The sequence below is a fragment of the Rubrivivax sp. A210 genome, from assembly GCF_904426505.1.
Taxonomy (GTDB): domain Bacteria; phylum Pseudomonadota; class Gammaproteobacteria; order Burkholderiales; family Burkholderiaceae_C; genus Rubrivivax.
In genome coordinates this window covers 142,800-168,645 of sequence record NZ_CAJGBN010000012.1, presented here as the reverse complement: position 1 = coordinate 168,645, position 25,846 = coordinate 142,800, and the positions used below count along the sequence as shown (strand labels likewise).

At 70.5% G+C, this 25,846-nt stretch carries 33 protein-coding genes and 1 pseudogene; 25 read left to right on the top strand and 9 right to left on the bottom strand.

What is annotated here, in order from left to right; translation table 11 throughout:
• Nucleotides 1–24 precede the first annotated feature (24 nt).
• Complete coding sequence (locus JMV16_RS09520; RefSeq protein WP_201494010.1) at nt 25–1,602, top strand: acetolactate synthase large subunit; 1,578 nt, start codon at nt 25–27, stop codon at nt 1,600–1,602.
• A gap of 30 nt (nt 1,603–1,632) precedes the next feature.
• Here the strand turns inward: JMV16_RS09520 and JMV16_RS09515 are convergent, their stop codons facing one another.
• The 4 genes from JMV16_RS09515 to JMV16_RS09500 are packed head-to-tail and all read right to left on the bottom strand — an operon-like array spanning nt 1,633 to nt 4,801.
• On the bottom strand, nt 1,633–2,145 hold the full coding sequence (locus tag JMV16_RS09515; RefSeq protein ID WP_201494009.1) for a GFA family protein: 513 nt from the start codon (nt 2,143–2,145) through the stop codon (nt 1,633–1,635).
• A 19-nt stretch (nt 2,146–2,164) separates the two neighbouring features.
• A complete protein-coding gene (locus JMV16_RS09510; protein WP_201494008.1) occupies nt 2,165–3,130 on the bottom strand; it encodes a Bug family tripartite tricarboxylate transporter substrate binding protein in 966 nt (321 codons plus the stop codon).
• 16 nt (nt 3,131–3,146) lie between these two features.
• On the bottom strand, nt 3,147–4,112 hold the full coding sequence (locus tag JMV16_RS09505; RefSeq protein ID WP_201494007.1) for a Bug family tripartite tricarboxylate transporter substrate binding protein: 966 nt from the start codon (nt 4,110–4,112) through the stop codon (nt 3,147–3,149).
• A 26-nt stretch (nt 4,113–4,138) separates the two neighbouring features.
• The gene (locus tag JMV16_RS09500; RefSeq protein WP_201494006.1) at nt 4,139–4,801 is read right to left on the bottom strand and encodes a TetR/AcrR family transcriptional regulator; all 663 of its coding nucleotides are present in this window, start codon (nt 4,799–4,801) and stop codon (nt 4,139–4,141) included.
• Between the two features lie 55 nt (nt 4,802–4,856).
• Here JMV16_RS09500 and JMV16_RS09495 point away from each other — a divergent pair, with 55 nt between their 5' ends.
• From JMV16_RS09495 to hisA, 12 genes and pseudogenes are all read left to right on the top strand, one after another.
• Nucleotides 4,857–5,786: an ABC transporter ATP-binding protein gene (locus JMV16_RS09495; RefSeq protein WP_201494005.1), complete on the top strand. Its 930-nt coding sequence runs from the start codon at nt 4,857–4,859 to the stop codon at nt 5,784–5,786.
• Nucleotides 5,783–6,550 (top strand): ABC transporter permease, encoded by a 768-nt coding sequence (locus tag JMV16_RS09490; RefSeq protein ID WP_201494004.1) that lies wholly within the window; start codon nt 5,783–5,785, stop codon nt 6,548–6,550. Before JMV16_RS09495 ends, JMV16_RS09490 begins: the two co-directional genes overlap by 4 nt.
• Before the next feature lie 35 nt (nt 6,551–6,585).
• On the top strand, nt 6,586–6,858 hold the full coding sequence (locus JMV16_RS09485) for a BolA family protein (RefSeq protein WP_201494003.1): 273 nt from the start codon (nt 6,586–6,588) through the stop codon (nt 6,856–6,858).
• A gap of 76 nt (nt 6,859–6,934) precedes the next feature.
• On the top strand, nt 6,935–7,597 hold the full coding sequence (hisG, locus tag JMV16_RS09480) for an ATP phosphoribosyltransferase (RefSeq protein WP_201494002.1): 663 nt from the start codon (nt 6,935–6,937) through the stop codon (nt 7,595–7,597).
• Nucleotides 7,594–8,898: pseudogene (gene hisD / locus JMV16_RS09475) on the top strand (histidinol dehydrogenase); the annotation flags it as partial. The gene hisG and the pseudogene hisD, both read left to right, overlap by 4 nt.
• Before the next feature lie 12 nt (nt 8,899–8,910).
• Nucleotides 8,911–9,384, top strand: a complete 474-nt coding sequence (locus JMV16_RS24185) for a GNAT family N-acetyltransferase (protein ID WP_236580469.1) — start codon at nt 8,911–8,913, stop codon at nt 9,382–9,384.
• Between the two features lie 64 nt (nt 9,385–9,448).
• On the top strand, nt 9,449–9,688 hold the full coding sequence (locus JMV16_RS09470; protein ID WP_201494000.1) for a CopG family transcriptional regulator: 240 nt from the start codon (nt 9,449–9,451) through the stop codon (nt 9,686–9,688).
• Complete coding sequence (locus tag JMV16_RS09465; protein WP_201493999.1) at nt 9,660–10,112, top strand: PIN domain-containing protein; 453 nt, start codon at nt 9,660–9,662, stop codon at nt 10,110–10,112. The genes JMV16_RS09470 and JMV16_RS09465 overlap by 29 nt, the downstream gene beginning before the upstream one ends.
• A complete protein-coding gene (gene hisC, locus JMV16_RS09460; protein ID WP_201493998.1) occupies nt 10,109–11,194 on the top strand; it encodes a histidinol-phosphate transaminase in 1,086 nt (361 codons plus the stop codon). Before JMV16_RS09465 ends, hisC begins: the two co-directional genes overlap by 4 nt.
• Nucleotides 11,191–11,787: an imidazoleglycerol-phosphate dehydratase HisB gene (gene hisB, locus JMV16_RS09455; RefSeq protein ID WP_201493997.1), complete on the top strand. Its 597-nt coding sequence runs from the start codon at nt 11,191–11,193 to the stop codon at nt 11,785–11,787. Before hisC ends, hisB begins: the two co-directional genes overlap by 4 nt.
• A gap of 2 nt (nt 11,788–11,789) precedes the next feature.
• Nucleotides 11,790–12,431: an imidazole glycerol phosphate synthase subunit HisH gene (gene hisH / locus JMV16_RS09450; RefSeq protein WP_201493996.1), complete on the top strand. Its 642-nt coding sequence runs from the start codon at nt 11,790–11,792 to the stop codon at nt 12,429–12,431.
• Nucleotides 12,432–12,500: 69 nt separating this feature from the next.
• A complete protein-coding gene (gene hisA / locus JMV16_RS09445; protein WP_201493995.1) occupies nt 12,501–13,241 on the top strand; it encodes a 1-(5-phosphoribosyl)-5-[(5-phosphoribosylamino)methylideneamino]imidazole-4-carboxamide isomerase in 741 nt (246 codons plus the stop codon).
• 40 nt (nt 13,242–13,281) lie between these two features.
• On the opposite strand, the gene JMV16_RS24180 is transcribed toward hisA, so the two are convergent.
• Nucleotides 13,282–13,848, bottom strand: coding sequence for a CHRD domain-containing protein (locus JMV16_RS24180; RefSeq protein WP_236580431.1), 567 nt, complete (start codon nt 13,846–13,848; stop codon nt 13,282–13,284).
• Between the two features lie 153 nt (nt 13,849–14,001).
• Here JMV16_RS24180 and hisF point away from each other — a divergent pair, with 153 nt between their 5' ends.
• From hisF to JMV16_RS09420, 4 genes are read left to right on the top strand one after another with little or no spacing between them, the layout of a single operon-like run.
• Nucleotides 14,002–14,760 (top strand): imidazole glycerol phosphate synthase subunit HisF, encoded by a 759-nt coding sequence (hisF, locus tag JMV16_RS09435; protein WP_201493994.1) that lies wholly within the window; start codon nt 14,002–14,004, stop codon nt 14,758–14,760.
• On the top strand, nt 14,757–15,362 hold the full coding sequence (gene rsmD / locus JMV16_RS09430) for a 16S rRNA (guanine(966)-N(2))-methyltransferase RsmD (protein ID WP_411565020.1): 606 nt from the start codon (nt 14,757–14,759) through the stop codon (nt 15,360–15,362). The genes hisF and rsmD overlap by 4 nt, the downstream gene beginning before the upstream one ends.
• Before the next feature lie 48 nt (nt 15,363–15,410).
• On the top strand, nt 15,411–15,920 hold the full coding sequence (coaD, locus tag JMV16_RS09425) for a pantetheine-phosphate adenylyltransferase (protein ID WP_201493993.1): 510 nt from the start codon (nt 15,411–15,413) through the stop codon (nt 15,918–15,920).
• 5 nt (nt 15,921–15,925) lie between these two features.
• Nucleotides 15,926–16,207, top strand: coding sequence for a YfhL family 4Fe-4S dicluster ferredoxin (locus JMV16_RS09420; protein WP_201493992.1), 282 nt, complete (start codon nt 15,926–15,928; stop codon nt 16,205–16,207).
• Here the strand turns inward: JMV16_RS09420 and JMV16_RS09415 are convergent.
• The 3 genes from JMV16_RS09415 to folP all read right to left on the bottom strand — a co-directional run bounded on the left by JMV16_RS09415 (nt 16,107) and on the right by folP (nt 18,084).
• The gene (locus JMV16_RS09415) at nt 16,107–16,544 is read right to left on the bottom strand and encodes a hypothetical protein (RefSeq protein ID WP_201493991.1); all 438 of its coding nucleotides are present in this window, start codon (nt 16,542–16,544) and stop codon (nt 16,107–16,109) included. The genes JMV16_RS09420 and JMV16_RS09415 overlap by 101 nt on opposite strands.
• Nucleotides 16,541–17,206 (bottom strand): aminoacyl-tRNA hydrolase, encoded by a 666-nt coding sequence (pth, locus tag JMV16_RS09410; protein WP_201493990.1) that lies wholly within the window; start codon nt 17,204–17,206, stop codon nt 16,541–16,543. Before pth ends, JMV16_RS09415 begins: the two co-directional genes overlap by 4 nt.
• Before the next feature lie 89 nt (nt 17,207–17,295).
• Nucleotides 17,296–18,084, bottom strand: a complete 789-nt coding sequence (gene folP / locus JMV16_RS09405) for a dihydropteroate synthase (RefSeq protein WP_201493989.1) — start codon at nt 18,082–18,084, stop codon at nt 17,296–17,298.
• An 85-nt stretch (nt 18,085–18,169) separates the two neighbouring features.
• Between folP and JMV16_RS09400 the strand changes: the two genes are divergently transcribed.
• The 8 genes from JMV16_RS09400 (at nt 18,170) to fae (ending at nt 25,249) form a co-directional block, all read left to right on the top strand.
• Nucleotides 18,170–18,559, top strand: a complete 390-nt coding sequence (locus tag JMV16_RS09400) for a 4a-hydroxytetrahydrobiopterin dehydratase (protein WP_201493988.1) — start codon at nt 18,170–18,172, stop codon at nt 18,557–18,559.
• Nucleotides 18,560–18,707: 148 nt separating this feature from the next.
• Nucleotides 18,708–19,736: a beta-ribofuranosylaminobenzene 5'-phosphate synthase family protein gene (locus JMV16_RS09395; protein ID WP_201493987.1), complete on the top strand. Its 1,029-nt coding sequence runs from the start codon at nt 18,708–18,710 to the stop codon at nt 19,734–19,736.
• 32 nt (nt 19,737–19,768) lie between these two features.
• The gene (locus JMV16_RS09390) at nt 19,769–20,671 is read left to right on the top strand and encodes an NAD(P)-dependent methylenetetrahydromethanopterin dehydrogenase (RefSeq protein WP_201493986.1); all 903 of its coding nucleotides are present in this window, start codon (nt 19,769–19,771) and stop codon (nt 20,669–20,671) included.
• Between the two features lie 12 nt (nt 20,672–20,683).
• Nucleotides 20,684–21,820 (top strand): ATP-grasp domain-containing protein, encoded by a 1,137-nt coding sequence (locus JMV16_RS09385; protein WP_201493985.1) that lies wholly within the window; start codon nt 20,684–20,686, stop codon nt 21,818–21,820.
• Entirely contained in the window at nt 21,817–22,809 is a 993-nt protein-coding gene (gene mch / locus JMV16_RS09380) for a methenyltetrahydromethanopterin cyclohydrolase (RefSeq protein WP_201493984.1), read from the top strand. Before JMV16_RS09385 ends, mch begins: the two co-directional genes overlap by 4 nt.
• 7 nt (nt 22,810–22,816) lie before the next feature.
• Nucleotides 22,817–23,749, top strand: coding sequence for a RimK family alpha-L-glutamate ligase (locus JMV16_RS09375; RefSeq protein WP_201493983.1), 933 nt, complete (start codon nt 22,817–22,819; stop codon nt 23,747–23,749).
• 7 nt (nt 23,750–23,756) lie between these two features.
• Nucleotides 23,757–24,629: a triphosphoribosyl-dephospho-CoA synthase gene (locus tag JMV16_RS09370; protein WP_201493982.1), complete on the top strand. Its 873-nt coding sequence runs from the start codon at nt 23,757–23,759 to the stop codon at nt 24,627–24,629.
• A 110-nt stretch (nt 24,630–24,739) separates the two neighbouring features.
• Complete coding sequence (gene fae / locus JMV16_RS09365; protein WP_201493981.1) at nt 24,740–25,249, top strand: formaldehyde-activating enzyme; 510 nt, start codon at nt 24,740–24,742, stop codon at nt 25,247–25,249.
• An 83-nt stretch (nt 25,250–25,332) separates the two neighbouring features.
• Here fae and JMV16_RS09360 read toward each other — a convergent pair whose 3' ends face one another.
• Nucleotides 25,333–25,806 carry a dihydroneopterin aldolase gene (locus JMV16_RS09360; protein ID WP_201493980.1) on the bottom strand — a complete coding sequence of 158 codons (474 nt, stop codon included), beginning with the start codon at nt 25,804–25,806 and terminating at the stop codon, nt 25,333–25,335.
• Nucleotides 25,807–25,846 lie beyond the last annotated feature (40 nt).

Here is a 25,846-nt window from a genome sequence, read left to right as displayed (position 1 = left end):
GCGGCCGGCTTCAATAATGGGGCGATGGACAAGCACCCCAGCCCGCCGCTCAATGGCGCCGAATCCCTCGTCGCGACGCTGGCCGCCAGCGGCGTGGAACTGTGTTTCGCCAACCCCGGCACCTCGGAGATGCACTTCGTCGCCGCGCTCGACCGCCGCGACGGCCCGCGCTGCGTGCTGGCGCTGTTCGAGGGCGTGGCCACGGCGGCGGCCGATGGCTATTGGCGCATGGCCGGCAAGCCGGCGGCCACACTCTTGCACCTGGGGCCGGGCCTGGGCAACGGCCTGGCCAATCTGCACAACGCGCGCAAGGCGCGCTCGGGCCTGGTCAACATCGTTGGCGACCACGCGCTCGATCACGCGCGCCTTGAATCGCCGCTCAAGGGCGAGGCCGAGGCCATCGCGCGCACCGTCTCGCACTGGGTGCGCAGCAGCACCAGCGCGGCCGATGTCGGTGCCGATGGCGCGGCGGCGCTGCAGGCCACGCGCGATGGCGCCGTGGGCCGCATCGCCACGCTGCTGCTGCCGGCCGACACCGCCTGGGGCGTCGGCGGCCGCGCGGCCGTGGCGCCGTCGCCGCTGCCGCCGCAGGCCCCGACGGGCGCGGTGGCGGAGGCCGCCCGGCTGCTCACCCGCCTGGGCCCGCGCGCCTTGTTGTTGCTGGGCGCTGGCGGGGCGGCCAGCGTTCAGGCCCAGCATCTCGCCGCCGCCATCGCCGAGCGCACCGGCTGCCGGCTGATGGCGGAGTTCTACAACGCGCGCATGCCTGGTGGCCGCGGCCGGCCGCGCATCGAACGCCTGCCCTACAACGTCGACGCCGCTCAAGCACGGCTGGCCGGGCTCGAGGCCCTGGTGCTGGCCGGATCGGTGGAGCCCATCGCCTTCTTCGCCTATCCGGGCAAGCCGTCGCAGCTCAAGCCGCCTGGCGCCGCGCTGCTGAGCCTGGCCGAGCCCCGCCATGACGTGACGCCTGTGCTGCAGGCGCTGGCCCATGAGTTGGGCGCCACGGCCGCCGCGGCGCCCTTTGTGCTGGCGCCGCCGGATGCGGCTATCCCTATCGGCCCCCTCACGCCCGACACGCTGGCCGCCGTCGTGGCCGCGACGCTGCCGGCCGACGCCGTGGTCGTCGACGAATCGGTCAGCAGCGGACGCGGCCTGGGCGGGCCGATGGCGGCCGCGGCGCCGCACGACTGGCTGGCGGTGATGGGCGGCGCCATTGGCTTCGGCCTGCCCGGCGCGGTGGGCGCATCGCTGGGCGCACCGGGGCGGCCGGTGCTGGTGCTCGAGGGCGACGGCAGCGCGATGTACACCGTGCAGGCGCTGTGGACGATGGCGCGCGAATCGCTTCCCATCGTCGTGCTGATCCTCGCCAACCGCGCCTACCGCATCCTGCAGGCGGAGTTGCAGGGCGTGGGCGCTCGCCTCAGCGGCGACAAGGCGGCGGCGATGTTGTCGCTGGACGGGCCGGCGCTGGACTGGGTGGCCCTGGCGCGCGGCCACGGCCTGCCGGCCACGCGGGTCGACAGCGCCGAGGGCCTGGCGCGTGCGCTGCGCGAGGGCTTTGCCAGCAACGGGCCTTGCCTGATCGAGGCGCTGCTGTAGACGCGGCGGCGGCCTCGCCCAAGCAAGCGGTCAGCGGCGAGAAGCCTGGTAGGCCTCGATCAGCGGCAGGATGGCCTGGCGGCGCTCCAGGCTGGCGGCCGGCCAGACCTGCTCGCGTTCGTAATACTCGGTGAATGCGGGCCGGTCGGCGGGCAATTGCACCCAGGGCTGTTTGGACGCGGTGAAGATGTGAACGTCCGGCGGCAGCAGATCCGGGTTGTCGAGCGTGCCCACGCGCACGAAGCTGACGACGGGGCCGGCACCGGCGTAGTGGCTCCAGAGCGCCAGCTTGCACGCCGGACAGCGCGCGATGTGCTGGCCCGCGCCGCTGTCGGAGGGCGTGGCAATGACTTCAGGCTCCACTCCCAGGGACAGCACGCGGTCTGCCTCGATCATGGCGTTGAGCGCGAAAGCTGCGCCGGACTCTCTCTGGCACCAGCGGCAGTGGCAGCAATGCACGACAAGCGGCGCGCTCAGCAGGCGGTAGCGCACCGCGCGGCAGTCGCAGCCGCCTTCGGCAGGGAAAGGCGCAATGGGTGACATGGCGGCACTGGCTTGCGGCCTATCCTTTGTTGGCCAGCCCCAGTCTTTCGATAGTGGCTTTCTCAGCCGCGAAGCTGTCACGCGCGAACTGGGTGTAGGCCTCGGTGCCCATGTAGATGACGGTCTGGTCGTACTTGTCGAAGGTGGCCTGCACCGCGGGGTCGTCCAGGGTCTTGCGGAAGGCGTCGTGCAGGCTGCGCACGATGGCCGGGTCCATGCCCTTGGGGCCGCAGACGCCGAAGGGCGAATCGCTCACTGTCTTGTAGCCCAACTCGTCCAACGTCGGCACATTGGGCCAGCGCTTGGTGCGCTTGCTGCCATAGGTGGCCAGCAGGCGCAGCTTGCCCGCTTCGACATGCGGACCCCAGCCGGTGGCGTCGCTGGCGGCCATGGTGTGGCCGCCCAGGATGGCCTGCATATTGTCGGCATTGCCCTTGAAGGGGATGTGGTTCAGCACGATGCCGGCGCGTTGGGCGAACTCTTCCACCGCCAGGTGCGGGCTGGTGCCCGTGCCGGTGGAGCCGTAGGTGAACTTGCCCGGGTTGGCCTTGGCCCAGGCCACCAGGTCGGCGATGCTCTTGATGGCCGAATCGGCCGGCACCACGAGGCCGAAGGTGTAGCCGGTGAGGCAGGCGATCCAGCTGAAGTCCTTCAGCACGTCGAAGGCCGTCTTCTGCATGTGGGGGATGCGGAACACGCCGTGCGGCAGCTGGCTCAGGGTGTAGCCGTCGGGCTTGGCATTGACCAGCTCGTTGGCGCCCAGCAGGCCGCCGGCACCGGGCTTGTTGTCGACGATGATGGTCTGACCCAGGCTCTTGGACGCGCTCTCGGCCAGCGCGCGGATGACCGCGTCGGTGGAGCCGCCCGCGGGCCAGGGGCAGATGTAGCGGATGGGCCGCGACGGGAAGCTTTGCGCGCCCACCCACGAGGGCAGGGCCAGGCCGGCGGCGGTGGTGGCGGTGATGAACTGGCGGCGGGTCGTCATGGCGGTTCCCCTCGTTTCACTCGGCCTTGGCGCCGGATTCCTTCACCACCTTGGCCCACTTGGTGATCTCGGCGGCCTGGAAGCGCGTCAGTTCCTCTGGGCTGGAGATCCAAGGCTCAAGGCCCAGGGTCTTGAGCTTGTCGGCCACATCGGGCAGGGCGAAGACGCGCTGCAACTCGGCGTTCACGCGCGCCACCACGGCGGCCGGCGTGCCGGCCGGGGCGAAGACGGCGAACCAGGTCGTGGCCTCGAAGCCGGGCACGGTTTCGGCCACGGTGGGCACATCGGGCGCGGCCGATGAACGCTTGGCGGTGGTCTGGGCCACCGCGCGGATCTTGCCCTCGCGGGCCATGGGCAGGGCCGAGGGCATGTTGTCGAACATCAGCTGGATCTGCCCGCCCACCAGATCGGGGATGGCGAACTGGCGGCCCTTGTAGGGCACATGCTGCATGCGCGTGCCGGTCAGGCTCTTGAACAGCTCGCCCGAGACATGCACCGAGCTGCCGATGCCGGGCGAGCCGAAGCTCAGCTTGTCGGGGTTGGCCTTGAGGTGGGCGATCAGCTCGGCCACGGTCTTGACCGGCAAGTCGTTGTTGACCACCAGCAGGTTGGGCGCGCTGGCGACATGGGCCACGGGGACGAAGTCCTTGACCATGTCGTAGGGCATCTTGGCGTAGAGGCTGCCGTTGATGGAATGCGTGCCCACCGTGCCCATCACCAGGGTGTGGCCGTCGGCGGGCGCCTTGGCCACCCGGTCGGCGCCGATGTTGCCGCCGGCACCTGGCACGTTGTCGACCACCACGGCTTGCCCGAGCTGGGCCTTGTCGGCGAACAGCCGCGCCAGGATGTCGGGCGCGCCGCCGGCCGGGAAGGTGACGACCATGCGCACCGGCTTGCTGGGGTAGGCCGCTTGCGCCTGGGCCCCTGCTGCCATGCCCGCCAGCAGGCAGGCCAGCAGCCACTTTCTCTTGCTGAACTTCATCGTCCTGTCTCCTGACTTTTATGCTTTCAATCGCCCAGATAGGCCGCGGCCAGCGTGTGCAGGTGCTCGCGCGAGGCGGTGTCCAGATAGGGCAGCAGCAGGGCCAGCGCGTGGAAGGCGCCGCGGCCCATGGCGGCGGCGGCGCTCGCCGGCTCCAGCGCCTTGCGCGGCTCGCGCACGTACTCGTAGCTCAGCCAATAGGTCACCACCACCACCATCGCGGTGGCGGTGGGCGCGGCCTCGGCGCCGGTGATGCGCATCGCGCCGCTGCGTGCCAGGCCGTCGAGCAGGGCGTGCATGGCGCGCCGCTTGTTCTCGAGCACGAACTGGAAATGCGTCTCCAGCCGGCGGTTCTTGCTGAGCAGGTCGTTGAGGTCGCGGTAGAGGAAGCGGTAGCTCCAGATCAGCTCGAAGAGCATGTGGAAGAAGAGCCAGGCGTCCTCGACGTTCTCGACCCCGTCGGCGGCGCGCAGGATCTCGTCCAGCGCGCGCTCGCAGCGGCCGAACAGCGTGTTGATCAGCTCGTCCTTGGCCGGGTAGTGGTAGTAGAGATTGCCGGGGCTGATGCCCAGTTCGGCCGAGATCAGCGTGGTGCTGACATTGGGTTCGCCGAAACGGTTGAAGAGATCGAGGGTGACCTCGAGGATGCGCTCGGCGGTGCGGCGCGGCTTCTTGGGCGGTGGGGCCATGCGGACATTCTTGCATCGGGGCCCGCGCTTGCGACTGCCTACAATCCCGCGCTCCATGCCTCCTACGCCCGCCGCTCCCGCCGTCCGTTTCGACAAGGTTTCCAAGGTCTTCCGCACTCCGCGCGGCGAGCTGAAGGCGCTGGACGGCGTCTCCTTCGACATCGCCAAGGGCGAGTTCTTCGGCCTTCTGGGCCCCAACGGTGCCGGCAAGACGACGCTGATCTCGGTGCTGGCTGGCCTGGCGCGCGCCAGCGGCGGGCGCGTCACGGTGATGGGCCACGATGTCGTGGCCGACTACGCGGCGGCGCGCATGTCGCTGGGCATCGTGCCGCAAGAGCTGGTCTTCGACCCCTTTTTTAGCGTGCGCGAGACGCTGCGCAATCAGAGTGGGTACTTCGGCGTCAAGAACAACGAGGCCTGGATCGATGAGCTGCTGGCGGCCCTGGGCCTGGCCGACAAGGCGGGTGCCAACATGCGCCAGCTCTCGGGCGGCATGAAGCGGCGCGTGCTGGTGGCCCAGGCCCTGGTACACCGGCCGCCGGTGATCGTGCTCGACGAGCCCACCGCCGGTGTCGATGTCGAACTGCGCCAGACGCTGTGGCAGTTCATCTCGCGTCTCAACCGCGAGGGCCACACGGTGCTGCTCACCACGCACTACCTGGAAGAAGCCGAGGCCTTGTGCGGGCGCATCGCCATGCTCAAGCAGGGCCGCGTGGTCGCGCTCGACCGCACCTCGGCCCTGCTGGCCGGCCGTGCCAGCACCATGCTGCGCTTCAAGACCGATGGCGCGCTGCCGCCGGCCATCGCCGCCCAGGCGCGCGTCACCGGCCGCATCGTGCAGGCCAAGGCGCGCGATGCGGCCGAGGTCGAATCGTTGCTGGCCACGCTGCGCACTGCCGGCGTCAAGGTCGAAGACCTGGAGATCGGCCGCGCCGACCTCGAGGACGTCTTCCTCGAGATCATGCAGGAAGGGGCTCACGCATGAGCATGAGCCTGGCCGGAGTCGGCAGCCTGTTCCGCAAGGAGGTGCTGCGCTTCTGGAAGGTGGCCTTCCAGACCGTGGCCGCGCCGGTGCTGACCGCGGTGATGTACCTCCTGATCTTCGGCCATGTGCTGGAAGACCGCGTCGAGGCCTTCCCCGGCGTCGGCTACACCAGCTTCCTGATTCCCGGCCTGGTGATGATGAGCGTGCTGCAGAACGCCTTCGCCAACAGCAGCAGTTCGCTGATCCAGAGCAAGATCACCGGCAACCTGGTCTTCCTGCTCGTCACGCCGCTGTCGCCGCTGACCTGGTTCCTGGCCTATGTCGGCGCCTCCATCGTGCGCGGCCTGGTGGTGGGCGGCGGCGTCTTCCTGGTCACGATCTGGTTCGCGCCGCTGCGCCTGGCCGAACCATGGTGGATGCTGGTCTTTGCCGCGCTGGGCGCGGGCATGCTGGGCTCGATGGGGCTGGTGGCCGGCCTCTGGGCCGAGAAATTCGATCAGCTCGCTGCGTTCCAGAACTTCGTCATCATGCCGATGACCTTTCTCTCGGGCGTCTTCTACTCGGTGAAGTCGCTGCCGGCCGTGTGGCAGACGGCCAGCCACCTGAACCCCTTCTTCTACATGATCGACGGCTTCCGGCGTGGCTTCTTCGGTGTCAGCGACGCCTCGCCCTGGCTCAGCCTGGCGGTGGTGGGCGCCGCCTTCGTGCTCGCCGCGGGCGTGGCGCTGCGCCTGCTGGCCACGGGCTACAAGCTGCGCTCCTGAACAAGGCCCGGGCAAGCTGAGACAATAGCGCCACCATGTCCGAACCCACCCCCCTGCAGGTGCGCGATTTCATCGCCGCGGGCCTGCCTTGTGAACGCTGCGAAGTCGAAGGCGACGGGCGCCACTTCTTTGCCACCATCGTCTCCACCGCCTTCGAGGGCCTGGCCCGCGTGCGCCGGCACCAGTTGGTGTACGCCGCCCTGGGCGACCGGATGCGCGAGCAGATCCACGCGCTTTCGATGAAGACGCTCACGCCCGCCGAGTACGCCGCCGACCCCTCGGCGCCGGACAAGAACCTCCATCACTGAACACCCCGCGGTGTGCCGCGGGGCCGTCCGGCGCCACCCGCGCACCGCCTGCCCTGCGTGTACCGGAAGCCCCCCGATGATCACGCTCGCACTGTCCAAGGGACGCATCTTCGACGACTCGCTGCCGCTGCTGCGCGCGGCCGGCATCGAGGTTCTCGAAGACCCCGAAAAGAGCCGCAAGCTCATCATAGGCACGAGCCGGCCCGACCTGCGCGTGGTGCTGGTGCGCGCCACCGATGTGCCCACCTATGTTGAGCATGGCGGCGCCGATCTCGGCGTGGCCGGGCTCGATGTGCTGCTCGAGCACGCGGCCGATGCCAGTGCCGGCAGCGGCGTGGCGCTCTACCGCCCGCTCGACCTGAAGATCGCGCGCTGCCGTCTCAGCGTGGCCGTGCGCGAGGACTTCGACTACGAGAGCGCCGTGCGCCAGGGCTCGCGCATCCGCGTCGCCACCAAGTACACGCACTGCGCGCGCCAGCACTTTGCTGCCAAGGGCGTACACGTCGACCTCATCAAGCTCTACGGCTCGATGGAGCTGGCGCCGCTCACCGGGCTGGCCGACGCCATCGTCGACCTCGTCTCCACCGGCAGCACGCTCAAGGCCAACCACCTGCTCGAGGTCGAGCGCATCATGGACATCAGCTCGCGCCTGGTCGTCAACCCGGCCGCGCTCAAGCTGCAGCGCGAACCCATCCGGGCGCTGATCGATGCCTTCGAGGCGGCGGTAAACAAGGCATGAGCGTCGCCATCCGCCACCTCAGCACCGCGCAGTCCGATTTCGAGGCCGAGTTCCGGCGCCTGCAGCACTGGTCGGCAGAGACCGACGCCGCCATCGAGGGCCGCGTGGCCGCCATCATCGACGACGTGCGAGCGCGCGGCGACGCCGCCCTGCTGGAACTGACCGCGCGCCTCGATGGCGTTCAGGCCCGCAGCATGGCCGAGCTGGAAATCGGCGCCGACGAGCTGCGCGCCGCCTTCGAGGGCCTGGCGCCGGCGCGCCGCGCCGCGCTGCAGGCCGCCGCCGAGCGCGTACACGCCTACCACCAGAGGCAGCTCGATGCCAGCTCGCGCAGCTGGAGCTACCGCGACCGCGACGGCAGCCTGCTGGGCCAGAAGGTCACGCCGCTGGACCGCGTGGGCATCTACGTGCCGGGCGGCAAGGCGGCCTATCCCAGCAGCGTGCTGATGAATGCCATCCCCGCCCGTGTGGCCGGCGTCGGCGAGATCATCATGGTCGTGCCCACGCCGGGCGGCGAGCGCAACCCGCTGGTGCTGGCCGCGGCCCACGCGGCCGGCGTGCAGCGCGTCTTCGCGCTGGGTGGCGCGCAGGCCGTGGCGGCGCTGGCCTGGGGCACGGCCACGGTGCCGCGCGTCGACAAGATCACCGGCCCCGGCAATGCCTATGTGGCCAGTGCCAAGCGCCGCGTCTTCGGCCAGGTCGGCATCGACATGATCGCCGGGCCGAGCGAGATCCTGGTGCTGGCCGACGGCAGCACGCCGGCCGACTGGGTGGCGATGGATCTCTTCAGCCAGGCCGAGCACGACGAGCTGGCCCAAAGCATCCTGCTCTGCCCCGACGCCGCCTACATCGCCGCGGTGCAGGAGGCCATTGATCGCCTGCTGCCCGGCATGCCGCGCCGTGACGTGATCCGCGCCAGCCTGGAAGGCCGCGGCGCGTTGATCCTCACGCGCAGCATGGAAGAGGCCTGCGAGATCAGCAACCTCGTCGCGCCCGAGCATCTGGAGGTCAGCGCCCACGAGCCCGGCCTGTGGGAGCCGCTGCTGCGCCACGCCGGCGCCATCTTCCTGGGCGCCTACACCAGCGAGAGCCTGGGCGACTACTGCGCGGGCCCCAACCATGTGCTGCCGACCTCGGGCACGGCGCGCTTCTCGTCGCCGCTGGGCGTCTACGACTTCGTCAAGCGCAGCAGCCTGATCGAGGTCAGCGCCGCCGGCGCCCAGGTGTTGGGTCCCATCGCCGCCGAGCTGGCCTACGGCGAGGGGCTGCAAGGCCATGCGCGCGCCGCCGAGTTGCGCCTGTCGCATGGTGGCATGCGCCAGGCGCCGGCACTGGCCTTCAACGTGCGCGAGGTCAGCGCCGCCAACCTCGACGAACTGCTGCGCCTGGAAGTCGCATCCGGTCAGCAGCAACTCGTCGCGCCGGTGGCGCGCTCGTTGGCCCAGGTGGCCTATGAGCCGGCCGGCCGACCGCTGGCGCTGTACGACGGCGACACTGCGGCGGGCCTGCTGCTGCTGTATGACGCGCGCCAGGACGCCGACCGGCCGGTCTCGCAGCTGATCGTCTGGCGCCTGCTCGTCGACGCCCGCCAGCAGCGCCGCGGCATCGGCCGCGCGGCCATGAGCTGGGTGGTCGAGGAAGCGCGTCGCCTGGGCGTGGCCAGCGTCGGCCTTTCGCACGTCGAGCGCCCCGGCCACGCCGGCCCCTTCTACGCCGGCCTGGGCTATGTCTACACCGGCGAGGTCGACGACGGCGAGCGCGTGATGCGGCTCGATCTGGCGTCTTGATGCGCGGATTGACACGAACTTCGTGTTTCACGAAAATCGTGCATCACGAACTTCGTGATTCGCCATGAAGAATGTCACCGTCACGATGGAAGACAGCGTCGCCGACTGGGCCCGCATGGAGGCCGCGCGCCGCAACACCAGCGTCTCGCGCCTGGTGGGCGAGTTGCTGGCCGAGAAGATGCGGCACGACGACGCCTACGAGCGGGCGATGCGCGAGGCGCTGGAGTTCGAGCCCCTGCCTTTCACGGGCCCCTACGGGAGCCGCGAAGACATCTATGCCGAACGACTCAACCGCTTTCGTTGACACCAACGTCCTGCTCTACGCCCAGGATCTGCGCGAGCCCGGCAAGCGGGCCGCAGCGACTGCCTGGCTGGCGCAGTGTTGGCGGCGCCGCACCGGCCGCATCAGCACTCAGGTCTTGCACGAGTTCTACGCCAACCTGCGCAAGGCGGCGCCGGGCATGAGCTTGCCGGCCACGCGTGCCTTGGTGCAACGCTACCGGGCCTGGCAGCCCTGGCAGGTGGATGAAACGACGGTGGACCGCGCCTGGGCCCTGCAAGACCGCTTCGAGTTTCACTACTGGGATGCTCTGATGGTCGCGGCTGCCCAGCAAATGGGGTGCGCACTGCTCCTGACCGAAGACCTGCAGCATGGGCAAATGGTTGATCGCCTGCGCATCGTCAACCCCTTCCTGCTCGGCCCCGAGATCCTGGACACCCCCGCATGAGCACCTTGGCCCCCCGCCTGCAAGCCACCCTGCGCCAGGACGTGCAATCGATGCACGCCTACGCCATTCAGCCCAGCGCCGGCCTGGTCAAGCTCGACGCGATGGAGAACCCTTTCACGCTGCCGCCCGAGCTGCAGCGCGAACTGGGCGAGCGCCTGGGCCGTGTCGCCATCAACCGCTACCCGGCGCAGCGCGTGGCCGAGCTGGCCGCTGCACTTTCTGCCCACATCGGCCTGCCCGCCGGCTGCCGGCTGATGCTGGGCAATGGTTCCGATGAGCTGATCGATCTGCTGGCGGTGGCCTGCGACGTACCCGGCGCCACCGTGCTGGCGCCACTGCCGGGCTTCGTGATGTACGAGATGTCGGCGCGCCTGCGCGGCCTGCGCTTCGTCGGCGTAGCCCTGCGGCCGGATTTCGAGCTGGACGAGGCCGCGATGCTGGCCGCCATCGATGCCCACAGGCCGGCCATCACCTACCTCGCCTACCCCAACAACCCCACGGCCAACCTGTGGGACGACGCAGTGATCGAACGCATCGTCGCCGCCGTCGGCCGCCAGAACGGCCTGGTGGTCTTCGACGAGGCCTACCAGCCCTTTGCCTCGCGCAGCTGGCTGCAGCGCATGGCGGCGCACGATCATGTGCTGGTGCTGCGCACGCTGTCCAAGTTCGGCCTCGCCGGCGTGCGCCTGGGCTATCTCTGCGGGCCGGCGGCCCTGGTCGACGAGATCGACAAGGTGCGTCCGCCCTACAACGTGAGCGTGCTCAATGCCGAGGCGGCGCTGTTCGCGCTGGAGCACGCCGACGAGTACGCGCGCCAGGCGGCGCTGCTGTGTACCGAGCGCACGCGTCTGCAGGCGGTGCTGCAGGCGATGCCAGGGGTCACGCCCTATCCCAGCGAGGCCAATATGATCCTGGTGCGCGTGCCTGATTCGAAGCGCGCCTTCGAGGGCATGAAGGCGCGCGGCGTGCTCGTCAAGCACATCGCTGGCCTGCACCCGCTGCTGGCCCACTGCCTGCGCCTCACCGTGGGCCGGCCCGAAGAGAATGCGCTGATGCTGAGCGCGCTGCAGGAAAGCCTATGAACGCCCCCCGCCAAGCCGAGATCCGGCGCGACACCAACGAGACGAAGATCCGCGTCAAGGTCGATCTCGACGGCCGCGGCACGGCCCGCCTGGCCACCGGCATCGGCTTCTTCGACCACATGCTCGACCAGATCGCGCGCCACGGCCTCGTCGACCTCGAGATCGAGGCCGCGGGCGACCTGCACATCGACGGCCACCACACGGTCGAAGACGTCGGCATCACGCTGGGCATGGCGGTGGCGCAGGCGGTGGGCGACAAGAAGGGCATCACCCGCTACGGCCACGCCTATGTGCCGCTGGACGAGGCGCTGTCGCGGGTGGTGATCGATTTCTCGGGCCGCCCGGGCCTGCACATGGCCGTGCCCTTCACCGCCGGCAGCATTGGCGGCTTCGACACCCAGCTCGCCTTCGAGTTCTTCCAGGGCTTTGCCAACCATGCGCTGGTCACGCTGCACATCGACAACCTCAAGGGCCAGAACGCCCACCACCAGTGCGAGACGGTGTTCAAGGCCTTTGCACGCGCGCTGCGCATGGCGCTCACGCCCGACGCGCGCTCGGCCGGCGTGATCCCGTCCACCAAGGGTTCGCTCTAGCCATGGGCACCGTCGCGGTCGTCGATTACGGCATGGGCAATCTGCGCTCGGTCTCGCAGGCGGTGATGCATGTGGCCGCCGGCAGCGGCGTCGAGGTCATCGTGACCCAGCGGCCGGACGAGGTCTACGCCGCCGAGCGCATCGTGCTGCCGGGGCAGGGCGCGATGCGCGACTGCATGCGCGAGTTGCGCGACTCCGGCCTGCAGGAGGCCGTGCTTCACGCGGCCGCCCACAAGCCGCTGATGGGCGTGTGCGTGGGCATGCAGATGCTGCTGGATCACAGTGAGGAGCAGGACACACCGGGCCTCTCGCTGATCCCCGGCCAGGTGCGGCGTTTCCGGCTGGAGGGCCGGCTGCAGCCCGATGGCAGCCGCTACAAGGTGCCGCAGATGGGCTGGAACCGCGTCGAGCAGCGGCCTCACGCACTGTGGAGCGGCGTGCCCGATGGCAGCTGGTTCTACTTCGTACACAGCTACCATGCCTGCCCGGCCGACGACCGGGATACGGCCGGCGTCTCCGACTACGGTGCGAGCTTTACCTGCGCGCTGGCTCGGGATAACATTTTTGCCACGCAGTTCCACCCCGAGAAGAGCGCCGCGCACGGCTTGGCCCTGTACCGCAACTTCCTGCACTGGAAGCCCTAGCCCCACCGCCCTACGGCTGCCGCCGCCTCTTCGTCTTCCACCCCACCCCCACCAAGCTCAGCCCGAGCCATGCTGCTGATACCGGCCATCGATCTCAAGGACGGCAAATGCGTACGCCTGCAACAAGGTGACATGCAAGCCTCCACCACCTTCGGCGAAGACCCTGCGGCCATGGCGCGCCGCTGGCTGGATGCGGGCGCACGCCGCCTGCACCTGGTCGACCTCAATGGCGCTTTCGCCGGCCGCCCCATCAACGAGGCCGCGGTCAAGGCCATCCTGCGCGAGGTCGGCGACGAGATCCCGGTGCAGCTGGGCGGCGGCATCCGCGATCTCGACACCATCGAGCGCTACCTCGACGACGGCCTGAGCTACGTCATCATCGGCACTGCCGCGGTCAAGAGCCCGGGTTTCCTGAAAGATGCCTGCACGGCCTTCGGCGGCCACATCATCGTCGGCCTGGACGCCAAGGACGGCCGCGTCGCCACCGATGGCTGGAGCAAGCTCACCGGCCACGAGGTGGTCGATCTGGCGAAGAAGTTCGAGGACTACGGCGTCGAGGGCGTGATCTACACCGACATCGGCCGCGACGGCATGCTCACCGGCATCAACATCGAGGCCACAGTCAAGCTGGCGCAGGCTTTGTCCATCCCGGTCATTGCATCGGGCGGATTGGCGGGCCTGGCCGACATCGAGAAGCTCTGCGCCGTCGAGTTCGAGGGCGTCGAGGGCGTGATCTGCGGCCGCAGCATCTACAACGGCGACCTTGACTTTGCCGCCGCGCAGGCGCGCGCCGACGCGCTGAAGGTCTAGTCGGCCGCGCGGGCGGCGTGGTGGCCGCCCGCTGCCGGCATCAGCCGGCCTTGCGGCGCCGAGCCAGCGCGCCCACGGCGGCCAGTCCGGCCAGCATCAGCGCATAGGTTTCGGGCTCAGGCACCGGCACCAGCAGGCCGCGGATCTCGCCGCCGCCGAAGCTGGTCGTGTGTACGTTCAGGTAGGCGCGGCCGGCGTCCAGGCCGGCGACCAGCGCATTGAAGGCCGAGCCCACGGTGCCGCCGTTGGCGGTGATGAAGTCGGGGTTGTAGCTGCTGGCCAGCGACATGTTGAAGGTGCCGTCGAAGCTGCCGGCCTTCACGCCAGAAGGAAAGCCGGTGAAGGTGGGCAGTTGCGTCGCCACGCGGACATTGGCGCCCGGCGCAATGCAGCAATGGATGTGCGAGTTCGTGGTGTTGCCGGTCAGCCCGGCGAACGTGGCCTCGACCCGCATCGTGACGAGGTCGAAATCGATGGTGACGCGGCCGAAGCCCGAGCCCAGCGTGGCCGCCGCGGGCACCTCGCTGCTGCCCAGCAACGGCGCCTCGTAGATCGAGATATGCGCGACGGCCGGCGCCGCCAGCGCAAGCAGGGCAGCAGCGGTCAAGAGTGATCGGTTGAATCGCATTCTTCGGCTCCTCGAGGGGGAAATGGGCGTCCCTCAGCCCCGGCTTACGCAAGGCGGCGTCCGCGTATTCCCCGGGACGGACCTTCGTTGTAGGGGCAGGGATAATCTGGGTTCCTCCCGATCCGGCCCACCATGCTCGCCAAACGCATCATTCCCTGTCTGGATGTCACCGGCGGCCGCGTCGTCAAGGGCGTCAACTTCGTCGAATTGCGCGATGCCGGCGACCCGGTGGAGATCGCCGCCCGCTACAACGAGCAGGGCGCCGACGAGCTGACCTTTCTCGACATCACCGCCACCAGCGACGGCCGCGACCTCATCCTGCCCATCATCGAGGCCGTGGCCTCGCAGGTCTTCATCCCGCTCACCGTGGGCGGCGGCGTGCGCAGCGTGGCCGACGTGCGGCGCCTGCTCAATGCCGGGGCCGACAAGGTGAGCTTCAACTCGGCTGCGGTGGCCGAGCCCCGGCTCATCCGCGATGCCTCCGACAAATACGGCGCCCAGTGCATCGTGGTTGCCATCGACGCCAAGGCGCGGCCGGGTGGCGGCTGGGATGTCTACACCCACGGCGGGCGCAAGAACACCGGGCTCGACGCCGTGGCCTGGGCCACGCGCATGGCCGAGCTGGGTGCGGGCGAGATCCTGCTCACCAGCATGGACCGCGACGGCACCAAGGCCGGCTTCGACCTCGCCCTCACGCGCGCCGTTGCCGACGCCGTGCCGGTGCCGGTGATCGCCTCGGGCGGCGTCGGCACGCTGCAGCACCTGGCCGACGGCATCCGCATCGGCGGTGCCGACGCGGTGCTGGCGGCCAGCATCTTCCACTACGGCGAATACACGGTGGGCCAGGCCAAGGCGCTGATGGCCGAGGCCGGCATCGCGGTGCGGCTTTGACCAAGCCGCGCGAGACCTGGCCCGGCGGCAAGCCGCGGCCGCCACGGCCGCCCAATGTGCTGCCGCGCGAGGTGCGCCTGATCGGCGGCCAGTGGAAGCGCAGCAAGCTGCCGGTGGCCGACCGCCCCGGCCTGCGGCCCACGCCCGACCGCGTGCGCGAGACGCTGTTCAACTGGCTGGGCCAGGATCTGACCGGCTGGCGCGTGCTCGATGCCTTTGCCGGCAGTGGCGCGCTGGGCTTCGAGGCCGCCTCGCGCGGCGCGGCCGAAGTGCTGCTGCTCGAGCGCGATGCCGCGCTCGTGGCCAGCCTGGAGGCCAGCCGGCAGCGCCTGGGTGCCGCCACGCTGCGCGTGCAGCGCACCGACGCCATGGGCTGGATGGCCGCGGCGACGCCGGCGCGCTGGGAGCTGGTGCTGCTGGATCCGCCCTTCGATGCCGAGCTGGCCCTGCCGGCCGCGGCGCTGGCCGCGCCGTTGGTGGCCGAGGGCGGCTTCGTCTACCTGGAAACCGGCGCGCCACCGCCCGAAAGCCTGCCGGGCCTGGAGCCCTGGCGACAGCTGCGCGCCGGCGCCGTGCATGCCACGCTGTGGCGGCGGGTTTGAGCGCGGGACTACACTGCGGCCGCGCCGGATAGCCCTGCAGGAGAGTGAATGAACCACCGCGCCCCGCTCACCGCCATCTACCCCGGCACCTTCGACCCCATGACCCTGGGCCACGAAGACCTGATGCGCCGCGCCTCGCGCCTGTTCGACCGCCTCATCCTGGCCGTCGCCGCCGGCCACCACAAGCGCACCATGTTCACCATTGCCGAGCGGCTGGAAATCGCCCGCGAGATCGCCGTGCCCTATGGCAATGTCGAGGTCACGCCGTTTCGCGGCCTGCTGCGCGATTTCGTCGTCGAAGCCGGTGGCAAGGTCGTGGTGCGTGGCCTGCGCGCCGTCAGTGACTTCGAATACGAGTTCCAGATGGCGGGCATGAACCGCCAGCTGATGCCCGATGTCGAGACCGTGTTCATGACGCCGTCGGACCAGTTCCAGTTCGTCAGCGGCACCTTTGTGCGCGAAATCGCCACCCTGGGTGGCGATGTCTCGAAGTTCGTCGCGCCCACCGTGCTGCGGCGCCTCAAGGAACGGCTGACCCAGGCGCCTGCGGAGGCCTGATTTCCATGGCCCTCTGGATCACCGACGAGTGCATCAATTGCGATGTCTGCGAGCCGGAGTGCCCGAACGACGCCATCAGCATGGGCGCCGAAATCTACGAGATCGACCCCGGGCGCTGCACCGAATGCGTGGGCCATTTCGACACCCCGCAGTGCGTACAGCTGTGCCCGGTGAGCTGCATCCCGGTCAACCCCGATCACGTCGAGACGCCGGCGCAACTGCTCGCCAAGTTCCATCGTCTGCAGGCGCAGGCTTTTGCGCCTTCGGCGCCGGCGCCCCAGGCTTGACGGCGGCCTTGGCGGCTTTGATCGCAGCAACCCGCTGCGCCCGTGCCGCGGCCACGGCAGCCAGCCTGTGCTCGCGTTCGAGCAGGCGTTCGCGATGCTCGCGCTCCGCCACCATGCGCTCGGCCAGGCGCTTCTCGCGCGCCGCCACTTCGCGCGCCGCCGCCATCTGCTCGGGGCTGCGGCTGTCATCGGCCAGGGCCAGCGCCTGGCCGCCGGGGCAGGGCGTGTCGCTGTAACTGCGGCCTTCGGCGCCGCAGCGCCAGACTGTCTGCGCCAGCGCGCCGCCGGCGGCCAGTGTCACGGCCAGTGTTGCGGCGGCAAGGGCGATGCGCTTCATGGTTTGTCTCCGGGCGGGGTGGACGGGGAGGGCGGGGCACCCGACGAGGGCGCGGCCGGATCGGGCCGGCGCGGCGGCTTGGGCCGCGGCGGCTGGGCGTGGACCAGGGCCAGGGCCTTTTCCATCTCGCCGGCCAGCAGGCGATCACTGGCGCCCAGCGATTGCTCGATGGCTTTCGCGATGGCCTCGCGGTGGTCGGGCGAAGGACGCTTGAGCACGTAGTTGACGACCTCGGCCTTGATGCCGGGATGGCCTATGCCCAGGCGCAGCCGCCAGAAATCCTGCGTGCCGAGCTGGCCGTGGATGTCTTTCAGGCCGTTGTGGCCGGCGGCGCTGCCGCCGAACTTGAGCTTGGCCTGGCCCGGCAGCAGGTCGAGCTCGTCGTGTACGACCAGGATCTGCGCCGGCTCGATCTTGAAGAAGCGCGCGAGCGCCGCCACCGAGAAGCCCGAGCGGTTCATGAAAGTCATGGGCTGGAGCAGCCACACCGGCTCGGCGCCGGCGCGGTTGACGCGTGCGGCCAAGGCCTGCCAGCTGCGTTCGGGCACCAGGCGGGCGCCCAGCTTGTCGGCCAGCGCGTCCACCCACCAGAAGCCGGCGTTGTGGCGCGTGGCCTCGTAATCAGCGCCCGGGTTGCCCAGGCCGACGAAGAGTCGAATCATGGCAGCCATTATCGGCAGCCGGGCTCCGTGCGGCCCCCACACCGAGGGGCGAGGCGAAGAGGGAGGCCGGCCCCCCCGCCTTCGGGTGGTCAGCGGCTCAGTTCGTCGAGCAAGGCCTTGTGGCGGGCCACCTCGTGGACGCGCAGCAACTGCACGCCGGCGTGGGCGAGGGCGGCCGAGAAGGCCAGCGTCAACTCGTCGCGCCGCGCCGGCGGCTCGGAAGTGAAGAGCTTCAGGAAAGACTTGCGCGAATGGCCCACCAGCCAGCGACCACCGCTGGCCACCAGGCGCTCGGCAGACAGGATCAGCTCCAGCGACTGCCGTGCCGTCTTGCCGAAGCCCAGGCCCGGGTCGTAGACCAGGCGTTCGGCAGCGATGCCGGCCTCCTGCGCCGTCTGCGTGACCGCGGCCTTCCAGGCCAGGATTTCGGCGACGACATCGCAGTCCGGCGGCAGCGTCAGGGCCGGGTCGACCGGCACCGACAGCGCGTGCATCACGACGACATCGCAGCGCTGCGCGGCCAGCACCTCGCGCAGCTCCGGGTCGGCCAGGCCGCTCACGTCATTGATGATGTCGACGCCGGCGTTGAGCGCCCGCGCGGCGGTGCCGGCGTGACGGGTGTCCACGCTCAGGTGTACGCGGCCGTGCCAGGCCTGCCCCGCCAGCGCGGCCAGCACCGGCGCGAGCCGCTGCCATTCTTCGTCGGGCGCCAGCGCGACGCCGTTGGGGCGGGTTGATTCGGCGCCGAGGTCCAGGATGTCCACGCCGGCCTCGACCAGGCGCCGCGCCGCGGCCACGGCGGCCTCGCCCAGCTGGCCGTCGCCCGAGAAGGAATCGGGCGTGACGTTGACGATGCCCATCAGGAGAGGGCGCTTCATGGCCTTTGCGGGCCGGGGCGGCTGTAGCTGGCGTGCATGTGGCATTGTCCCCGGCTTCATGTGGCGAGATCAGCAGGAGAGCGAGATGGCGAAATGGCGCAAGCCCACGGCAGACACGGTCTACAGCGCGGAGGACATCGAGGCCAGGCTCAAGGACGAGTTGCCGCATTGGTACCTGGAAGACGGCTGGATACGCCGCAAGTACAAGACCAGCGGCTGGAAGGCCACGCTGATGGTCGTCAACACGGTCGGCCACCTGGCCGAGGCGGCCTGGCACCACCCCGATCTCAACGTCTCCTACGCCTTCGTCGTCGTCAAGCTCAGCAACCACGCGGCCAAGGGCGTCACCGACAAGGATTTCGAACTCGCGCGCAAGATCGAGGAGGTGGTGATGTGGCGGCCCGGCGCCGAGGCGGGCGCGGCGCTGGAAGGCACGCCCGACGACCCGCGCTTCAAGTACCTGAAGTACGACTGAGTAAGCCTGGGCGATTGGGACACTGTGTCCTGCGGACGGCGCGGCGGGCTGCCGTCCTGGGTGATCGGTCCCCGGTGATGGGGGTGCAGCGGGTGCGGAACAATGCTTGCTTCCCAGTGCGCTCACCCCGCGCCCGCCCTCGCACTGCATGCTCAGCCTCGCCGACGATCTTCCTGCGCACGACGCACTGGCCTCCGACGCCGGCGCCGTGACGTTGCAGGCCCCGGCGCGCCTGCATCTCGGCTTTCTCGATCCGGCAGGCACGCTGGGCCGGCCCTTCGGCAGCCTGGGCCTGACCATCGAAGGCTACGAGACCGTGGTCGAGATCGCCGCGGCGCCGGTTGATGCCGTGTTGGCCGACACGCCCGAGGCCCAGGCCGAGGTCGAGCGGGCGCGCGCCCACATCGAACGCCTGCGCCAGCACACAGGCCGCCGCCAGCCGCTGCAACTGCGCCTGCGCCAGGTGCTGCCGGCCCATGCCGGCTTCGGCTCGGGCACCCAGCTGGCCCTGGCCATAGGCCGCGCCTTCGCGCACTGGCAGGGGCTGGAGGTCGACAGCAAGACCCTGGCCGCCTGGCTGGGCCGCGGCCTGCGCTCGGGCGTGGGCATCGCCGGCTTCGACCATGGCGGCCTGCTGCTCGACGGCGGGCCGGGCGCCGACGGCACGCCGGCGCCGTTGCTGTCGCGCCTGGCCTTTCCGCCGGCCTGGTGCGTGGCCGTGGTGCAGGACACGTCGATGCGGGGCCTTTCCGGCAGCCGCGAGAAGCAGGCCATTGCCCGCCTGGACCCCTTGCCGCAGGAGCGCGCCGCCGAGATCTGCCACCAGGTGCTGATGCGCGTGCTGCCCGGCGCGGCCAGCGTTGACTTCGCCGCCTTCGCCGCCGGTGTGAGCCGCGTGCAGCAGATCGTCGGCGAGCACTTCGCCCCGGCCCAGGGCGGCTCGGCCTATACCAGCGCCGCTGTCGGCCGCCTGGTCCAGGCCCTGGCCGTGGCCTCGCCCCAAGGCGCGGCCACGGGCCAGAGCTCCTGGGGCCCGACCGGCTTTGCCGTCCTGCCCAGCCTGGCCGCGGCCCAGTCCGCCGTCGACGTGGCGCGCGCCGCCGGCCTGGTGCCGGCCTCGCTGCAGCTGCAGCTGGTGCGAGGCCGCAACCGGGGCGCCCGCCTCAGTCTGCGCTGAATCCCGATTCCTCTTTCGACCTGCGAGGTTCCATGGAACGTCCCTACATCCTGCACATGTTTTCGCCCACGCGGCAGGCCAGCCCCTTCGACGTCAACATGGCGGCCGACGCCGGCTACCAGATCATCGTGCCCTACTGCGACCTCGCCCTCGACGGCGTGGCGGCGCTGACCCAGGATGCGATCTTCTCGCGCGGCCCCAAGGGCGTGGCGCGCACCGGCATCTTCGTCGGCGGGCGCGACGCGCTGCTGGCGGCCGACATGCTGGAACGCTGCCGCGCTTCCATGGTCAAGCCCTTCGTCGTCTCGGCCATGGCCGACCCCAGCGGCGCCTACACCACGGCCGCGGCCATGGTGGCCTGCGTCGAGGCGGCGCTGAAACGCGCCAGCGGCGCCGGCCTGCAGGGAAAGCGCGTGGTCGTGCTGGGCGGCACCGGGCCGGTGGGTCGCATCGCCGGCGTGCTGGCGGCCCAGGCCGGCGCCGAGGTGTTCCTGTCCAGCCGTGCCGGCGCCGACGCCGCCGAGCAGGCGGCGCAGGCCACCGGCCGGCGCTTCGGCGTCACGCTGCATGGCGCCTCGGGCGCCGACCGCGCCGCCGTGCGCGCCTCCATCGCCGACACCGAGATCGTGCTGGCCTGCGCCGCTGCCGGCGTGCAGGTGCTGAGCGCCGAAGACCTGGGCCATGCCAATCGCCTCGCGGTGGCGGCCGACATCAATGCCGTGCCGCCCGAGGGCATTGCCGGCGTCGGCGTGATGGACGACGGCAAGCCGGTGGCCGGCACCCAGGCCCTGGGCATAGGCGCACTGGCCGTGGGCAATGTCAAGTACCAGACCCAGCACCGCCTGCTGCTGCGCATGATCCAGGCCGAGAAGCCGCAGCTGCTGTCCTTCGCCGAGGCCTTTGCGATGGCGCGCGAAGTGCTGGCCGCCGGCTGAGCCCGCCATTCCATGGGCGCCATCGCCGTGGCCGGCCTCACGGCGCGCTGGATGGCCGAGGCGGCGGCGCGCGACGGCTTTGAAGTCGTCGCGCTCGACCTCTTCGGCGATGTCGACACCTGCGCCGCCGCCTCGCGCTGGATGGGCATAGGCAGCGGCATGGGCCTGCAGATCGACGAGGCGCGTACGCTCGAAGCCCTGGCCTTGCTGGCGCGCCAGGGCGAGGTCGAGGGTTGGGTCGCGGGCAGCGGCTTCGAAGGCCGGCCGGCACTGCTGGCGCGGGGTGCGGCGCTGCTGCCGCTGCTGGGCAGCGCGCCCGACGCGGTGGCGCGGCTGCGCGACGCTCCGGCCTTCTTTGCCGGGCTCGACGCCCACGGCATAGTGCATCCCGAGATCGCGCTGGTGCCGCCGCCCGAGCCCGCCGGCTGGCTGCTCAAGGATGGCCATGGCTGCGGTGGCTGGCATGTGCGCGAGGCGACCAAGAGCCTGGTGCGCGAGCCGCTGCCACCCCACCATTACTGGCAGCGTGCAGTGCCTGGGCTGGCCATGTCGGCCACCTTCGTCGCCAACGGGCAGGCCGCGGTACTGCTGGGCTTCAACCGCCAGATCGCGCGCCGCATAGCCGGCCGACCCCACGTCTATAGCGGCATCGTCGGGCCGCTGGCGCTGGATGCCGTCGTCGCGCAGCACCTGCAGCACATCGTCGACACGCTGGCCGCCGCCTACGGCCTGCGCGGCCTCGCCAGCCTGGACTTCATGCTCGACGGCGATAGGCTGGCGGTGCTCGAGGTCAACCCGCGCCCGCCTGCCAGCATGGATCTGTACGCCGACTGGCGGCCCATGCGCGCCCATGTCCGCGCCTGCCTGCAGGGTGAACTGCCCAAGCCGCCGGCCTCGGCAGCGGCAGCTGCCGGCGTGTACGGCAACGAGATCGTGTTCGCCAATCGGCCGCTGCGCCTGGACGCCGAGGCGGCGCACTGGCTGCAAGACTGGCCCGAGGTCCACGATCTGCCCTGCGCCGGTCAGCGTTTCGAAGTCGATCAACCCCTGTGCAGCGTCGGCGCCCGCGGCAGCAATGCCGCCGAGGTGCTGGCCCGCCTGCACGAGAGCCGCGAGGCCCTGCTCAAATCCCTGGAGACCTGTACATGAGCCTGTTGAGTGTCAACACCCTGGCGCGGCCCCTGGTCCAACGCCTGCTGGCCGAGGCCGGGCCGCTGGGCATCGCCGTGCAACTCGATGAACGCGGCGTCACCGTCGTCGACGCCGGCATCGCGGCGCGCGGCAGCGTGCAGGCCGGTGTGCTGATCGCCGAGATCTGCATGGGCGGCCTGGGCCAGGTGGGCCTGCGCAGCGCCGGCCAGATCGGCGCCGCCGCCGGCCTGTGGCCGACCTGGATCGAGGTGCGCAGCGCCCAGCCGGTGCTGGCCTGCCTGGGCAGCCAGTACGCCGGCTGGAGCCTGGCGGCCAGCAAGGAAGAGACCGGCGGCAAGAAGTTCTTCTCGCTCGGCTCGGGCCCGGCTCGCGCGCTGGCTGCGAAAGAGACGCTGTTCGGCGAGCTGGCCTACCGCGACGCGGCGGCGGACGGCGTGCTCGTGCTCGAGGTCGACCGCCTGCCGCCGACGGTCATCGTCGACAAGATCCTGCGCGACTGCGGCCTGGAGCCGGCCCGGCTGACCCTCATCGTCACGCCCACCTCCAGCCTGGCCGGCACGACCCAGGTGGTCGGGCGCGTGCTCGAGGTGGCGCTGCACAAGGCGCATGAACTGGGCTTTGCGCTCGCCCACATCGTCGGCGGCACGGCCACGGCGCCGCTGCCGGCGCCCAGCCCTGATGGCGTCACCGCGATGGGTCGCACCAACGACGCCATCCTCTACGGTGGCCGCGTCCAGTTGGCCGTGCGCGGCGACGACGCCGCGGCGCGCGATCTGGCGCGCCGCCTGCCTTCGCGCAATTCCAGCGACTACGGGCGCTCCTTCGCCGAAATCTTCAGCGGCGCCGGCTACGACTTCTACAAGATAGACCCGGCGCTGTTCGCGCCGGCCGAGGTCTGGGTGAGCAACCTCGACAGCGGCAATACCTGGCACGCCGGCGCGCTGGACATGGGCCTGCTGCAGGGCCTGTGGCTGCAGGAAGCCTGATGGCCGCATGAAGGTCGCGATCTTTGCCGACGAGACCGGCTGGCACACGCGCCAGCTGCAGGCGGCGCTGCGCCGACGCGGCGTCAGCGGGCGCTGCATCGACCTGGCCGACTGCCATGTCGACACCGGCGCCCATTGGCACGGCCTGGTCATCCCCGGCTTCGGCCGCGAGCTGCCGGCGGCGGCCCTGGTGCGCGGCATCGCCGGCGGCACGCTGGAGCAGATCACCAAGCGCCTGGGCGTGCTGCACGCGCTGCGCGAGCTGGGCGTGCCGGTCTACAACGACGCCCGCGCCATCGAGCGCAGCGTCGACAAGGCCATGACCAGCCTGCTGCTGCGCGCCGGTGGCATTCCGTCGCCGGTCACCTGGGTCAGCGAATCGCCGGCGCAGGCGCGGCGCCTGGTGATGCGCGAGGCGGCGCAGGGGCGCGCCCTGGTGCTCAAGCCCATGTTCGGCTCCCAGGGCAAGGGCCTGCAGCTCGTGGGCCAGGTCGACGGCGTCTTCAAGCCGCTGCCGGCGCTGGACGGCGCTGAAACTGGGAACTACGGCGGCGTGGCCTATCTGCAGCGCTATGTGCCGCCCCTGCAGTCACCCGGCTTCGACTGGCGCGTGCTGGTAGTGGGCGGGCGCGCCGTCACCGCGATGCGGCGCGTCAGCGAGCACTGGGTACACAACCTGGCCCAGGGCGCGCGCCCGCTGGCGGCCGAGGTCACGCCGGCCCTGGCCGAACTGGCCGAGCGCGCGGCGGCGGCCTTGGGGCTGGACTATGCGGGCGTGGATCTGATGCCTGCTGCGGCCGGTATCCAGGTCATCGAGGTCAACGGCGTCGCCGCCTGGCAAGGCCTGCAGCGGGTGTGCGGTTTCAACATCGCCCAGGCCCTGGTCGACGACCTGCTGGACCGCAAGCTGGCGCGCATGCGCGCCGAACACTGCGCATGAGGTTTGCATGAAGGCCGTGGCCCGCGAGGCCTTTGTGCGCGCCTGCGCACTGGACGTGGCGGTGCGCAAGCCCGGCAATGTCTGCTGGGCCGCGTCCGGCCATGGCATGGAGGCGGGCCAGTTCCTGGCCAGCGCCGAGGCCGCGGCCGGGCCGCTGTTCAAGCCGGGGCAGGGCGTGGGCGCGCGCATCGAGGCTGCGGTGGCCGCCAGCTGGGCCGCGGCCGGCTGCAACACCAACCTGGGCATCGTGCTGCTGGCCGCACCCGTGGCGCTGGCGGCCGAGCGCCTGCCCGGCCATGCGACGGCGGCGACCTTGCGCGAGGCCATAGCGGCTGTGCTGGCCGGGCTGACGGTGGCCGACGCACGGGCCGCCTACCGCGGCATCGCCCAGGCCAAGCCAGGCGGCCTGGGCCGGGCCCGCAGCCAGGACGTGAACGAACCGCCCAGCCTGGACCTGCGCGCGGCGATGGCGCTGGCGGCCGAGCGCGACCTCATCGCGCGCCACTACCGCGACGGCTATGGCGCCCTTTTCGAGCTGCTGGAGACGGTCCTGCCGCGTGGATGGATGCCGGGCGAGGCACCCGTCGGCATGGCGTGTGATGCGGCCACCGTGGGCGCGGTGCAGAGCCTGTACCTTCGTCTGCTGAGCCGCGATCCGGATTCACACATTGTTAGGAAGCACGGCCTGGCGGTGGCACAGAATGTCATGCGCTCTGCGCAGGCCTGGTGCCTGGCACTGGGGGACGGCGTCGCCCTCGATGCCGATGCCGACTTCCTGGCCTGGGACGCCGACCTCAAGCGGCGCGGGGTCAACCCTGGCACCACGGCCGATCTGACGGTCACCGGCCTGCTGCTGCGAGGCCTAGCGGGTTCTCCCTAGGCGCCACCGCGCCTGCAATGGCACGGAAAGTGATATCTCCGCCTACACGTCGGTCTCTTGGCCGGCGTTGTGACGGACACAAGATCACCTTCCTTAGGAGATAAGCGAATATGGCAAAGATTGATCGCATGATGGTCGGCGAGTCGCTGGTCGGCGACGGCAACGAGGTTGCCCACATCGACCTCATCATCGGCCCGCGTGGCTCGCCGGCGGAAAGCGCCTTCGCGAACGCGCTGACCAACAACAAGGACGGTTTCACCTCGCTGCTGGCGGTGGTGGCGCCCAACCTGCTCACCAAGCCCGCGACCGTGATGTTCAACAAGGTCACGATCAAGGGTGCCAAGCAGGCGGTGCAGATGTTCGGCCCGGCCCAGCGCGCGGTGGCGATGGCCGTTGCCGACTCGGTGGAAGATGGCACCATCCCGGCCGACGAGGCCGACAACCTCTTCATCTGCGTCGGCGTCTTCATCCATTGGCTGGCCGCCGATGACAAGAAGATCCAGGACTACAACTACCAGGCCGTCCGCGAGTCGATCAAGCGCGCCGTCACCGGCTCGCCGACCGCCGCCGAAGTCGTGGCCAAGAAGGGCTCCGCGGCCCACCCGTTCGCCGCGAACTGAGCGCCGGCTGCCTGCCCGTGGCCGCTGGCGGCGCGGGCAAGGCTTGCGGGCCGCCGCCCCCCGGGGCGCGGCCCGCTTGCGTTTCAGGACTGGCCGGGCACCATGCCGCTGGCCAGCAACTGCAGCACCGTCGCGCCGCGTCCCGCCAGCGGCGGGCGCGGCGCGGCATGCCGCTCGATCTGCACCCCCACCGCCTCCAGGTCGTCGAACTTCTTCGGCTTGACCACCTTCACGCGCACGCAGGCGGCGCCGAATTCCTCGATCAGGATGTCGGCCATCGTCTCCGCCAGGGCCTCGAGCAACTGCAGCTTGTGCTCGGCCAGCAGGCGCAGCAGGCGTTCGCGTACCACCGAGTAGTCGATGGTGTCGGCGATGCGGTCGCTGTCGCAGGCGCGCGAGCGGGCCACGCCAGCGTGCAGGTCTATTACCAGCGGCTGCGGCCGGTGCAGTTCTGAATCGTGAATGCCGATCACCGTCTGGGCGCGCAGGCCCTCGATGAAGATCCAGTCCAGCGCCGCTGTCGTGGGGTTGGGGTCCGTGAGAGGCCTGCTGACCATGTGCTGTCCAAATTCCTGGGGTGGGGGCTGTAGGGTGTGG